Here is a 13,216-nt window from a genome sequence, read left to right on the forward strand (position 1 = left end):
GGTAGAACCTCAACGGACAATTTATAATGTCTCAGATTAAAAAAACTAATAGGTTACATATTGTTACCTATTTGTTAAATTCATTCGACATTAAGTCCAGAGGCCATGTCAAAACGATTACCTCCTTTAAATGCGTTACGCGTTTTTGATGCTGCCGCGCGCCATTTGAGCTTTACGCGAGCAGCGGAAGAACTTTTTGTGACGCAGGCCGCAGTAAGCCACCAAATTAAGTCACTTGAGGATTTTTTGGGGCTAAAACTGTTCCGCCGCCGCAATCGTTCGCTGCTGCTGACGGAAGAAGGCCAAAGCTATTTTCTCGACATTAAAGAGATATTTTCCCAGCTCACGGAAGCAACGCGTAAGCTCCAGGCGCGCAGTGCTAAAGGGGCGCTGACGGTGAGTTTACCTCCCAGTTTTGCCATCCAGTGGCTGGTGCCCAGGCTCTCCAGCTTTAACTCAGCTTATCCGGGAATTGACGTTCGGATACAAGCCGTTGACCGTCAGGAAGATAAACTGGCAGACGATGTCGATGTCGCGATTTTTTATGGCCGGGGAAACTGGCCGGGCTTGCGCGTCGAAAAATTATACGCAGAATATTTACTGCCCGTCTGTTCTCCTTTATTACTCACAGGCGAAAAACCGTTAAAAACGCCGGAAGATCTGGCGAAACACACGTTATTGCACGATGCCTCCCGGCGTGACTGGCAGGCCTATACTCGTCAGTTAGGGCTCAACCATATTAACGTTCAGCAAGGGCCGATATTTAGCCACAGCGCGATGGTGCTACAGGCCGCTATTCACGGACAGGGGATCGCGCTGGCGAATAATGTTATGGCGCAGTCGGAAATTGAAGCCGGGCGACTGGTGTGTCCATTTAACGATGTTCTGGTGAGTAAGAATGCTTTTTATCTGGTTTGTCATGACAGCCAGGCAGAACTGGGTAAAATAGCCGCCTTCCGTCAGTGGATTTTGGCGAAGGCGGCGACGGAGCAAGAAAAATTCCGTTTTCGTTACGAACAATAATTAACTTAGGGTATGACCATGACCAGCCGTTTTATGCTGATTGTCGCCGCTATCAGCGGTTTTATTTACGTTGCTCTGGGCGCGTTCGGGGCGCATGTTTTGAGTAAAACCCTGGGCGTGGTTGAAATGGGCTGGATTCAGACCGGCCTGCAATATCAGGCGTTCCATACGCTGGCGATCTTTGGCCTGGCGGTGGCGATGCAGCGCCGTATCAGCATCTGGTTTTACTGGAGCAGCGTTTTTCTGGCGCTGGGCACGGTGCTGTTTAGCGGCAGTCTGTACTGCCTTGCGCTTTCGCATCTGCGCCTGTGGGCGTATATCACGCCTGTCGGCGGCGTCAGTTTCTTGGTGGGCTGGGCGCTATTGCTGATTGGCGCCATTCGTATGAAACGTAAGGGCGCGAGCCATGAATAAAGTTGTCTTGCTCTGCCGTCCGGGGTTTGAAAAAGAGTGCGCTGCAGAAATTACCGATAAAGCGGGAAAACGGGAAATATTTGGTTTTGCACGCGTAAAAGAGAACGCAGGCTATGTCATTTATGAATGCTACCAGCCGGAAGATGGCGAAAAGCTGATTTCAGAACTGCCGTTCAGTTCGCTGATTTTCGCCCGCCAGTGGTTTGTGGTGGGTGAACTGCTGCAACATTTACCGCCGGAAGACAGAATTACGCCGGTTGTCGGCATGTTGCAGGGCGTAGTGGAAAAGGGCGGCGAGCTGCGAGTTGAAGTCGCCGACACCAATGAAAGTAAAGAACTGATGAAGTTCTGCCGCAAATTTACGGTGCCGCTGCGCGCGGCTTTGCGTGATGCGGGCGTATTGACGAATTATGAAACGCCGAAGCGTCCGGTCGTTCATGTCTTTTTTATCGCGCCAGGATGCTGCTATACCGGTTATTCGTTCGCGCATAACAATTCACCGTTTTATATGGGCATCCCGCGTTTGAAGTTTCCGTCTGATGCGCCGAGCCGCTCAACGCTGAAACTGGAAGAGGCGCTCCACGTTTTCATCCCGGAAGATGAGTGGGATGAACGTCTGGCGAACGGCATGTATGCGGTGGATTTGGGCGCCTGTCCCGGCGGATGGACGTACCAGTTAGTGAAGCGCAATATGTGGGTCTACTCCGTAGATAACGGCCCGATGGCGCAAAGCCTGATGGACACCGGACAGGTGACCTGGTTGCGTGAGGATGGCTTCAGGTACCGTCCGAACCGGAATAATATTTCATGGATGGTCTGCGATATGGTGGAGAAGCCGGCCAAAGTCACCGCGTTAATGGCGCAGTGGCTGGTGAACGGCTGGTGTCGGGAGACGATTTTTAACCTTAAACTGCCGATGAAAAAACGCTATGAAGAGGTGTCGCATAACCTGGCGTATCTTCAGGCGCAGTTGGATGAGCATGGCGTTAATGCGCAGATCCAGGCACGTCAGCTTTATCACGATCGCGAAGAGGTGACGGTACACGTGCGTCGGTTGTGGGCGGCTGTTGGCGGACGTCGCGACGAGCGATAAAAACGCGCTGCCGTCATCCGGCGCGTCATCAGCGCCGGATGGCGCACGCTTGTCCGGCCTATGACTGCGGCGCATCTGAAACAATATGCGTCACGTCATCCAGATGGCCGATGCGCGCCTCTCCTGAACGATTAAATTTACTTTTATCAATCAATAATAAAGACTGCGAGGCGCGCCTGAGCAGGATAGATTTAAAATCGGCGTTGATCGCATTGGAGTCCCACAGATCGCCGCCGCTGTCGATCCCCTCGCAGGAAAAGATGAACAGATCGATATCAAGCGATTTTAGCTGTGAGATAAGCGACGGGTTAACGTAACAGCCATATTTACGTTCAAGCTGGCCGCCGGAACTTATCAGCGCAATGCGTTCGCGTTTTCCCAGCTCCTGACAGATAGGATGGCTATTGGTAAAAACCTGAATGGGAATATCCGGCAACTGGCGGGCCAGATACCAGCAGGTTGAACTGGCATCCAGCGCAATCGTCATTCCCTCTTCTATCCACGCTAACGCTTCACGGGCAATATCGGCTTTATGCGCATAATGGCTTTTCAGGCGGATATGGAATGGATCGCCGCTGTCCTGATTTTCACGATGAATATATTTAGCTCGTCCGTGATTACGCAGCACTTTTCCCTGCGTCTGTAGTTCACTGAGATCGCGGCGGATGGTCTCTTTACTGACGTTAAGCCGGGTGGCCAGCGCTTCGGTGGTCAGACTTTTATGATTGATCAGCAGATCGACTATCGCTTGTTGGCGTGCCGCTTTCATTTTTCTCATCCCATCATTCGATGAACGCCCGCGTCATGCGGGCGCACCGGCAAGAGATTACGGCGTTACCCCTTTTTTTAAAAGAATATTTCCGTACTTCGCGCACTCACCTGTGATAACGATCGCAAACGCTTTTTGCGCCCGCTCATAAAACGCATAGCGGTCGATACGAACGATATCCGGGCACGGCGCTTCTAATGACAAGGCATCGCGATAGCGCGCTTCAACGCTGGGATCGAGCGTGTCGCCTTCCACGGCGGCCATCATCACCAGCGGCGGGGCGTAGCTATCCAGCTCAAAGAGCGGAATAATTGCCCGCAGTAGATCGCTGACGCTAAGACCATCGGCGCGAATCACCTGCGGGCCCAGGCTATGCGCGGGAAAGTGAGCGTCGGAAAAAATGATTTCGTCCCCGTGGCCCATCTCGGCCAGCACTTTGAGCAGTGTCGGGGAAATTAACGGTGAAATGGTTTTTAGCATTTCATACTCCCTCAATAATTTCAGGTTCGGTTTGCGGCCAGAAATAGCGATACTGATAATTGACCTGCGCACGCGCCTGCTCCGGGCTATTAAATTCGCCTACGCCGTACCAGCCAAACATGGCAGCGCCGGCCACGGTGGTTTCCGCGTCGTCCAGCACTTTGATAGGGATATCAAGCTGATTCGCTTTAATTTGATTCCATAAAGCATTGCGACTGCCGCCGCCAACCAGTAACAGTTCTGTGGCGTTAAAATGGCCGATTTTCTCCAGCGTGCGCAGATTACGCTGAAGTTGCGCCGTCAGGCCTTCCAGCGCGGCGCGATAGAAATGGCCGCGAGTGGTATTGAGCGTCACGCCCTGCCAGCCTGCATTTTGGCAGGCGAGCAGATCGCACTGCATCCGTACGCCTTCCGCGCCAGCGGGAATAGCGCGCGCTTCGTCGATCAGCGTTTGCCATGGTGTTTCCGGCGTCCACAGCAGTTTTCGTATCCATTCGAGTACACCGGAGGCCAGCCACTGCATTCCGGGGTTATAAAGCCCCAACTGACTGTCCAGTTCACAGGTCGAGCCCGGATACTGACTGAGCAGCGAGGTATCCACCTGACCGCTGCGCACCATCAGAATCTCCCAGGTTCCGGAGGAGAGCACCGGTTCACCTTGCTGCGCGCCAGCGCCGAATAACGCGAACTGAGTATCGTGTCCGGCAGAGATCACCGGCACACCCACCGGGAGTCCGAGTAGTCTGGCCGCGTCTGTCTGTAGCGTGCCTATCGGGGCGCCCGCTTCCACGATACGCGGGAACAGGCGGCGCGCCAGGCCCGTCGCCTGCAGGATTTCCGGACTAAAGTCGCGCTGATGGATATCCAGTAGCTGGCTGGTGCCTGCCATAGTGATATCGGTCGTAAACTCGCCGGTCAGACGGTGGTTAATCAGCGACGAGATAAACAGCCAGCAGTGAGCTTGTTCCAGCAGGCGCGGATGATTCTCTTTAAGCCAGACCAGTTTATACAGCGTGTTAAAGCTGAACGCGCCGACGCCGGAGAGCGTCTGCAATTGCCGGGGCGAGATAAAGCGCTCAATCGTTTCCATCACGGCAGCGGTTCGCGGGCATTTCCAACTGATGACCGGGTAGAGCAGCTTACCCTGCGCATCGACCAGCGCCCCATCGACGCCGAACGTAGTCACCGTAATACCGCGAACAACACACTCCGACAGGGCGCTGGAGAGTGACCTGCAGCAGTCGGCGAAACGTTGCAGGATGGCGTCCAGCGACCACTGATGCCAGGCGCTATTTTCTGCGGCAGTGTCGCTGGCGTTAGCGGTTGAGGCGCGGGCGACAATTTTCCCCTGGCGATCAACGGCGATCGCCCGAACGTTAGTCGCACCGCAGTCGAGAACCAGGATAACGTCTTGTTTCATAGATAACTCCATAAACGCCGCCCGATGGCGCTACGCTTATCCGGCCTACGGTTCACGCGCCCGTAGGCCCGGTAAGCCTGCGCCACCGGGCTAAGCCGCATTAACGTTTATACAGCGGGCCATAATTCTGGCAGGCGCGATAATCCTGGCCTTCGATATCCATACCGTGAGCCGCCCAGGCGGAAGGACGGTAGATCTTCGCCTCCTCCACGTTGTGCATACATACCGGGATACGCAGCATTGCGGCGAGAGTAATAAAATCCGCCCCTACATGGCCGATGGTGAGTACGCCGTGGTTAGCGCCCCAGTTCGCCATCACCGAATAGACATCGGTAAACGGGCCTTTGCCGGTAAGACGCGGCGCAAACCAGGTGGTAGGCCAGGTAGAGTTGGTGCGGGCATCAAGCTGATCGTGCATCGCTTTCGGCAGTTCGACGCTCCAGCCCTCGGCGATTTGCAGTACTGGTCCCAGGCCTTTGATGATATTTACGCGGGTCATGGTGAATGGCACGCCGCCTTCGGTCAGGAAACGGGATGAGTAGCCGCCGCCGCGGAAGTATTCGTGAATCGCCGGGCACCATTCGGTGGCCGCCAGACACGCATCCGCCTCTTGTTGGCTGATTTCCCAGTGCGGTTTCATGGTCGGCTTGCCTTCGCTGTCGCGCTGTTTACAGGCACCGTCCAGAGCGGCAGAACCGGAGTTAATCAGGTGAATAATGCCGTGCTCCGCCAGGCCGCTGAGCGCCTGGCCGGTGACGCGTTCTACGGCTTCCGGCGACCAGTAGGTTCGCACGTCGGCGAAGATCTGCGCGGTACCGGTGAGTTGATGGCCGAACAACATCGCTACGCCGTTCAGACTGTCATTTTCGGTGGCGACGACAAACGGTTCGCGTACGCCATTCCAGTCAAAAGAGCTATTGAGCAGCGCTTCGGCGGTATCGCCATTCGGGTATTGATCGGTCCAGTGGCGCTGGCCCTGAAAGCCGGCGGCAATGGCGTTGTAGCCCAGCGATTCTTCAACTAACCCTTTGTCCGCCAGCGTCTTGTTGCCCTGCATCATATCGCGAATACACATCGCCATCAGCAGGCTCTCTTTTAGCACCGCGCGGTTCTGGGCTTCATTGCGCTTATACTGCGAGGCGTTTTGATCTTCGCCGTAGCGGAAGTTTTTATCCGCCCACGCCAGCGCCATCTCCAGTTCGGCCTCATCATAAATTTTTTGATCGATACGGCGGCGCAGTTCGGTCATATCTACCGCTTGCACCTTCATGCCCAGCCAGGATTCAAAGAAGTTATGATCGACAATGGAACCCGCGATCCCCATCGACACGCCGCCGACGGAGAGGTAGCTTTTGCCTTTCATACTGGCAACCGCTAACCCTGCCCGCGCAAAACGCAGCAGTTTTTCTTCGACGTCGGCTGGAATGGAGGTATCGTCGGCATCCTGCACGTCATGGCCATAAATGGAGAACGCCGGGATGCCTTTCTGGCTGTGCGCCGCCAGCGCTGCGGCAAGGTAAACCGCCCCGGGACGCTCTGTGCCGTTAAAGCCCCAGATGGCTTTCGGACGCATCGGGTCCATATCAATGGTTTCGCTGCCATAGCACCAGCACGGCGTAACGGTAATGGTCACGCCCACGTTCTGGCTACTGAATTTTTCTTCACAGGCGGCGGATTCCGCCATTCCGGCAATACAGGTATCCGCAATGACGCACTCCACCTGAGCCCCACAGGCGTGTCGGATTTTCTCGGTGATGAGCGCCGCCGTCGCTTTCGCCATGTTCATGGTTTGCTCTTCGAGCGACTCGCGTACGCCCATACGACGTCCATCAATCACCGGGCGGATACCGATTTTCGGTAAGCTGATTTTTTTCATGACAGATTCCTCACGTTATTCGGATAAATGTTCAGTTTGTCGCCGCTTGTGAACGGAAACGGGCAAAGATGAAGATGACGGCAAAGCACAATGCCGGAACCAGTTCGGCGGTCGGGATTTTGCCTGCGGCGTCGCTAACGAAGCCCATTACTGGCGTGACAATACCGCCGCCAATGATGGTCATGACGATAAAAGACGAGCCGTACTTAGTGTCCTGTCCCAGATTTTTGATACCCAGCGAGAAGATGGTCGGGTACTGGATTGACATAAATGCGCTACACAACGTCAGCGCCAGCAGGCCGATATGTCCGCCGCTAAAGGCGGAAATCAGACACAGGAGCATGGCAAGCAGGGCATAGGCGGCCAGCACTTTATGCGGCGCGAAGCGGCTGATAAGCCAGGTCCCGGTGAAACGGCCGATAAAGAAGCACACCATCGTGCCGGTCAGGTAATTGGCGGCGAAACCGGGCGTCATTCCAGGGATCTCCTCAATGGCGTAGCGGATCAGATAGCTCCAGCAGGCGGTTTGTGCCCCCACGTAGCAGAACTGCGCCAGCACCGCCCAGCGCCAGTGGCGGATACGGATGAGTCGGGAGAGAGAAGATAAGAAAGAGCTTTGTTTAGCATCGCTATGATCGTCACTTTGCAGGGCCGGAAATTTGGTCAGCATAATCAGCAGCGCAACTACTAATACGATGGCGACGATAATCATGTATGGCGTTTGTACCGATAACACCAGGCTGTGTTTATAGGCGCTAAGCTGATCCGGCGTCATTTTATCAAGCGCTTCTTGTGATTGATGCGGCACGTTAGACAAAATAAGGCTTTGCCCAAACACAACGGCGATAATAGCGCCAAAGGAGTTAAAAGTTTGCGCCAGATTAAGCCGGAAATGTCCGCCGCTTTCTGGACCTAATACCGTCACAAAAGGATTGGCCGCAGTTTCAAGGCAGCCTAAACCGGCGGCGATGATAAACAGGCCAATTAAAAATAATGTGTAATTCATTATCTCGGCGGCAGGCCAGAATAATGCGGCGCCAAAAGCATACAAAAAAAGTCCAGTGATAATCCCTGCTTTATAACTGAGTTTTTTCATCAAAATCCCAGCGGGGATTGGAATGACGAAATAACCGAAATAAAAGGCTGACTGAATAAGCCCGGCCTGAAAGTTAGTTAGCGTAAAAGCCTGTTGGAACTGCGGTAATAAAATGTCATTCAGATTATTGGCGACGGCCCACAGAAAAAATAGCGAGCAAAGTAAGGCGAATGGAATAATGTAGCGCTTGCTTTGCTCTGCATCCACAGCACGAAAACTCTGTGTTTGTATTGTTGTGTTTCCCATAGCATCCTCATCGGTTCAGAAGCTTTTGCGTGCGGTCGGTTCTGGTCACCAGACCGTAAAATTAGGTGAGTTCGCTTTTCTTACCGGTAATAAATTGGCGTCCGGAATGAACTCATGGAGTCATTTTCAAATAAAAAAGGCCTTTTAATATGATGGCGGTCACATTTATACCTGAGAGCATAGCGTTCTGTGATTATCATCACTTTAATTTTTATAAAAAAATGACCGTTTGAGATGTTTAATTTAAAAAACCACAGGCTGAATGCCCGAATTAAATTATTGCTACGAAAACGGTCAGTGGTGACTTATTTTTCATCTTTGCCCGTTTTGAAAAATATTATTAAGAGCGGGCATTTATCGGCGAGAGAAATGGCAGTCGTCTGGTTTATCGTGGCGAATTAATTGATGTGTATCACAAAATATTGTTATTTAAATTCCCTTCTCTTTATTCAGTATGATGATAGTTGCTAACTATTCGATTATTTCAACAGGACAGCAGCGTGATGCGAAAGGCGGTTTTGTTGTCTCATTTTGAATCACAGAGAGAGGTAAATAATGGAACGAAATAGACTGGCTCGGCAGATTATTGATACCTGTCTGGAAATGACGCGGTTAGGGTTAAATCAGGGGACGGCAGGTAACGTGAGCGTACGCTATCAGGGCGGAATGCTGATTACGCCGACGGGGATCCCCTACGAGAAGCTGACAGAGTCGCACATTGTCTTTATTGATGCTGACGGTCAGCATGAGCAGGGCAAGCTGCCTTCCAGCGAGTGGCGTTTTCATATGGCGGCATACCAGACGCGCCCTGACGCCAATGCCGTGGTACATAACCACGCTGTCCATTGTACGGCAGTCTCGATCCTGAATCGCCCGATTCCGGCGATTCACTACATGATTGCCGCCGCGGGGGGAAACTCTATTCCCTGCGCGCCCTACGCCACTTTTGGCACCCGCGAACTTTCTGAACATGTTGCTGTGGCGCTTAAAAATCGTAAAGCGACGCTGCTACAGCACCACGGGCTTATCGCTTGTGAAGAAAATTTAGACAAAGCGTTGTGGCTGGCGCATGAAGTGGAAGTACTGGCGCAGCTCTATTTAAGTACGCTGGCCATTGTCGATCCGGTACCGGTACTGGATGACGAGGCGATCGCTATCGTACTGGAGAAATTTAAAACTTACGGGTTACGTATTGAAGAGTGATGTCAGGAGACAGGCGATGGCGAACAGAATGATTCTGAATGAAACGGCATGGTTTGGCCGGGGAGCGGTGGACGCATTAACCGATGAGGTAACGCGCCGCGGTTATCATAAGGCGCTGATTGTTACCGATAAAACGCTGGTGCAATGCGGTGTGGTCGATAAAGTGACAAGCAGAATGGATGCTGCAGGGCTGGCGTGGGAGATCTATGCTGGCGTGATCCCTAATCCTACGATTTCCGTTGTCCAGGAAGGGCTTAAGGTTTTTACCCAAAGCGGCGCGGACTATCTCATCGCCATTGGCGGCGGTTCTCCGCAGGATACCTGTAAAGCGATCGGTATTATCAGTAACAATCCGGAATTTGCCGATGTGCGCAGTCTGGAAGGGCTATCGCCGACCCGTAAACCCAGCGTGCCGATTATGGCGATCCCGACAACGGCGGGAACCGCGGCGGAAGTCACTATCAATTATGTGATTACCGATGAAGAGAAACGGCGCAAATTCGTTTGTGTCGATCCGCATGATATTCCGCAGGCGGCATTTATCGATGCTGATATGATGGACGGTATGCCGCCCGCGCTGAAAGCGGCAACGGGCGTGGATGCGCTAACCCATGCTATTGAAGGCTATATTACCCGGGCCGCATGGGCGCTGACGGATGCCTTACATATCAAAGCCATTGAGATTATTGCGGGTGCGCTGCGCGGTGCCGTGGCAGGAGAAAAAGAGGCTGGTGAGGCGATGGCGCTGGGGCAATACGTTGCCGGGATGGGGTTTTCCAATGTGGGGCTGGGGCTGGTGCATGGGATGGCGCATCCGCTGGGCGCGTTTTACAACACGCCGCACGGCGTCGCGAATGCTATTTTGCTTCCGCATGTGATGCGTTTCAATGCCGGGTCTACCAACGAGAAATTCCGTGATATCGCCCGGGCGATGGGGGTGAAGGTAGAAGGATTGAGTCTTGAAGAGGCACGTAATGCCGCAGTGGAAGCCGTATTTGCGCTAAATCGCGATGTGGGAATTCCGCTGCATTTGCGTGATGTCGGCGTTCGAAAAGAGGATATCCCGGCGCTGGCGCAGGCGGCGTTCGATGATGTCTGTACGGGCGGCAATCCGCGTGAAGCGAGTCTGGCGGACATTGTCGAACTGTATCATATCGCCTGGTAATTTTGCCGGATGGCGCTGCGCTTATCCGCTCTACATTTCGTGCAGTTCTGTAGGCCGGATAAGGCGTTCACGCCGCCATCCGGCAACAAAACTACCGCACCAGCCGTAGCTGCTGTAAGTTTCCGTCAATATGTAAATCGGTTTGCAGACGTGCAATATCGCGGCAGAGAAATGCCATTTCTTTATGCGTCTCAAGCTTTTTGCGCCACTTTTCCGGCACCTCGTCCAGATGGGCGTAAATTCCCTCCAGATTTTGAAACTGAATCAATAGCTGGGTCGCGCTTTTGGGGCCGATACCGGCAACGCCGGGGACTTTCGAACTGCTGATTCCTGCCAGACCCCAGTAATCCGGCAACTGCCGGGGGAGTACGCCAAACTCTTTTTCAATAAACGGCGCGTCCAGCCAGCGTTTCTGGAAGTAGTCGCGAATGCGCAATCCCGGAGAGAGCAACTGGCAATAGCCTTTATCGGTTGACACAATGGTTGCCTGGTGTCCGGCTTCGGTAACTTTTAGCGCCAGCGTCGCCGCCAGATCGTCCGCTTCGTTACCGTCTGATGCCCAACAGCGTACGCCGCGCTGTTCAAACGCGGCGCGTAGGGCGGGCATTTCATTATGTAAATCGTCAGGCATCGGCGGACGTCCTGCTTTGTAGTCCGGCAAACGCTGATGACGCCAGCCGCTGCTGCGCGCGTCGTCATCAAATACCGCGACGGCATGGGTTGGCTGGCTGTGGATAATCAATTGATCGAGCGCGTGTTGGCAGGTTTCCACACAGGGCGATCCCTGAACGGCGTGAATACGGCGAATCAAATTGAGCGCGTCGACGATAAGCAGATGAGCAGCCACGGTGTTCTCCCTTACAAACCTGCGCGTAGGGTAACATTCACGGCGGGGGGAGGCGAGCATTGCGAAATAGCGCTATCCGTAGGCCTGATAAGCGAAGCGCTATCAGGCAACAAAAGCCGGATGGCGGCGAGCGCCTTATCCGGCCTACAGATCCTAAAATGTGCTGAGAATTAATCGCAGGTAACGATCTTCATCGCCAGGCCGCCGCGCGTAGTTTCGCGGTACTTAGCGTTCATGTCTTTACCGGTTTCGTACATGGTCTCAATCACTTTATCAAGGCATACGCGCGGTTCGCTGGTACGGCGCAGCGCCATACGCGCGGCGTTGACCGCTTTGACTGAAGCAATTGCGTTACGCTCAATGCAGGGAACCTGGACCTGGCCGGCAACCGGATCGCAAGTTAACCCCAGATTATGCTCCATGGCGATTTCTGCGGCGATGCACACCTGCGCCGGGCTACCGCCCAGCAGCTCGGCCAGACCCGCTGCCGCCATGGAACAGGCCACGCCGACCTCTCCCTGACAACCCACTTCGGCGCCGGAAATAGAGGCGTTCATCTTATACAGCGAGCCAATCGCGCTGGCGACCAGCATATAGCGAGCAAGCGAGTTAGCATTTACTTTGCGGATAAACTTGTCATAGTACGCCAGCACCGCCGGAACAATACCACATGCGCCGTTAGTCGGGGCAGTGACTACTCGTCCGCCTGCGGCATTCTCTTCGTTCACCGCCAGCGCGAACATATTGATCCAGTCGACGACCGCCATCGGATCGGTGGTGGTCTTATCCTGACTGACCAGCATCCGACGCAGCGCCGCCGCGCGACGCGGAACGCGCAGTTTGCCCGGCAATACGCCCTCGGTGGTGATACCGCGCTCAATACCGCTGCGCATTACCTCCCAGACCCTGGCGAAGTGCTGCTCCAGCGCTTCTTTACTGTGCAGAGCCAGTTCGTTTTGCATCATCAGACCGGAGAGCGACAAACCCGTCTCCTGGCAGTGGCGCTGTAAATCCGCGGCGGTTTTGTAAGGGTACGGTACGTTAACGGGTTCGCTATTCGTCAAACCAAAGTGCTCTTCATCGACGATAAAGCCGCCGCCAATGGAGTAGTAGGTTTGGCTGTAGAGCACCTTATCGCCCGCCAGCGCGGTAATACGCATCCCGTTTTCATGCAGAGACAGGTTGTCGGCGTGGAAATTCATGCACTTATCGACCGGAAATTCGACTTCATGCTGCCCATTGGCCAGTAGTAAACGCCCATGGGTGTTCACATCCTGGATAAAGGACGGAATGGCGTCGATATCGACGGTGTCCGGCAGATTCCCCGCCAGGCCCATAATAATGGCGATATCAGTGTGGTGGCCTTTACCCGTCAATGACAGAGAGCCGTAGACATCCACCACGACGCGGGTGACATCTGTAAGGATATGGCGGGCAATCAGATCGTCCGTGAACTGCTTGCCTGCTTTCATTGGTCCGACGGTGTGAGAACTGGAAGGGCCAATGCCGATTTTAAAAATATCGAATACGCTAATCATAGGGCATCCATTGCGGTTGTATCATAGAGAAGCGCCGCGGTAAGCG

12 protein-coding genes are annotated in these 13,216 nt (G+C 53.9%); 5 read left to right on the top strand and 7 right to left on the bottom strand.

Going from position 1 to position 13,216, the window contains the following annotated elements; all coding sequences use genetic code 11:
* The first annotated feature begins 105 nt into the window (after window positions 1–105).
* The 3 genes from gcvA to rlmM are packed head-to-tail and all read left to right on the top strand — an operon-like array spanning window position 106 to window position 2,530.
* Entirely contained in the window at window positions 106–1,023 is a 918-nt protein-coding gene (gcvA, locus tag J4685_RS07655) for a glycine cleavage system transcriptional regulator GcvA (RefSeq protein WP_000044409.1), read from the top strand.
* An 18-nt stretch (window positions 1,024–1,041) separates the two neighbouring features.
* Entirely contained in the window at window positions 1,042–1,437 is a 396-nt protein-coding gene (locus tag J4685_RS07660; protein WP_000203913.1) for a DUF423 domain-containing protein, read from the top strand.
* The gene (rlmM, locus tag J4685_RS07665; RefSeq protein ID WP_001045499.1) at window positions 1,430–2,530 is read left to right on the top strand and encodes a 23S rRNA (cytidine(2498)-2'-O)-methyltransferase RlmM; all 1,101 of its coding nucleotides are present in this window, start codon (window positions 1,430–1,432) and stop codon (window positions 2,528–2,530) included. Before J4685_RS07660 ends, rlmM begins: the two co-directional genes overlap by 8 nt.
* Window positions 2,531–2,588: 58 nt before the next feature.
* On the opposite strand, the gene fucR is transcribed toward rlmM, so the two are convergent.
* From fucR to fucP, 5 genes are all read right to left on the bottom strand, one after another.
* A complete protein-coding gene (fucR, locus tag J4685_RS07670; RefSeq protein WP_000642331.1) occupies window positions 2,589–3,299 on the bottom strand; it encodes an L-fucose operon activator in 711 nt (236 codons plus the stop codon).
* Window positions 3,300–3,356: 57 nt separating this feature from the next.
* Window positions 3,357–3,779 (bottom strand): L-fucose mutarotase, encoded by a 423-nt coding sequence (fucU, locus tag J4685_RS07675; RefSeq protein ID WP_000920848.1) that lies wholly within the window; start codon window positions 3,777–3,779, stop codon window positions 3,357–3,359.
* 1 nt (window position 3,780) lies between these two features.
* Complete coding sequence (gene fucK / locus J4685_RS07680) at window positions 3,781–5,199, bottom strand: L-fuculokinase (RefSeq protein ID WP_000806792.1); 1,419 nt, start codon at window positions 5,197–5,199, stop codon at window positions 3,781–3,783.
* Between the two features lie 100 nt (window positions 5,200–5,299).
* Window positions 5,300–7,075, bottom strand: a complete 1,776-nt coding sequence (gene fucI / locus J4685_RS07685; RefSeq protein ID WP_000724126.1) for an L-fucose isomerase — start codon at window positions 7,073–7,075, stop codon at window positions 5,300–5,302.
* A 31-nt stretch (window positions 7,076–7,106) separates the two neighbouring features.
* Window positions 7,107–8,417: an L-fucose:H+ symporter permease gene (fucP, locus tag J4685_RS07690; RefSeq protein WP_000528617.1), complete on the bottom strand. Its 1,311-nt coding sequence runs from the start codon at window positions 8,415–8,417 to the stop codon at window positions 7,107–7,109.
* Window positions 8,418–8,972: 555 nt separating this feature from the next.
* Here fucP and fucA point away from each other — a divergent pair.
* Together fucA and fucO are read left to right on the top strand one after the other, a co-directional pair.
* Window positions 8,973–9,620 (top strand): L-fuculose-phosphate aldolase, encoded by a 648-nt coding sequence (fucA, locus tag J4685_RS07695; RefSeq protein WP_000440833.1) that lies wholly within the window; start codon window positions 8,973–8,975, stop codon window positions 9,618–9,620.
* Window positions 9,621–9,636: 16 nt separating this feature from the next.
* Window positions 9,637–10,785 (top strand): lactaldehyde reductase, encoded by a 1,149-nt coding sequence (fucO, locus tag J4685_RS07700; protein ID WP_000013562.1) that lies wholly within the window; start codon window positions 9,637–9,639, stop codon window positions 10,783–10,785.
* Between the two features lie 91 nt (window positions 10,786–10,876).
* Here the strand turns inward: fucO and xni are convergent, their stop codons facing one another.
* A complete protein-coding gene (xni, locus tag J4685_RS07705; RefSeq protein ID WP_001818022.1) occupies window positions 10,877–11,632 on the bottom strand; it encodes a flap endonuclease Xni in 756 nt (251 codons plus the stop codon).
* A gap of 170 nt (window positions 11,633–11,802) precedes the next feature.
* Entirely contained in the window at window positions 11,803–13,170 is a 1,368-nt protein-coding gene (locus J4685_RS07710) for an L-serine ammonia-lyase (protein ID WP_000626383.1), read from the bottom strand.
* Between the last annotated feature and the right edge of the window lie 46 nt (window positions 13,171–13,216).

It is taken from the genome of Salmonella sp. 32100201201700099SM (genome assembly GCF_017572645.1).
GTDB classification, from domain to species: Bacteria; Pseudomonadota; Gammaproteobacteria; order Enterobacterales; family Enterobacteriaceae; genus Salmonella; species Salmonella enterica.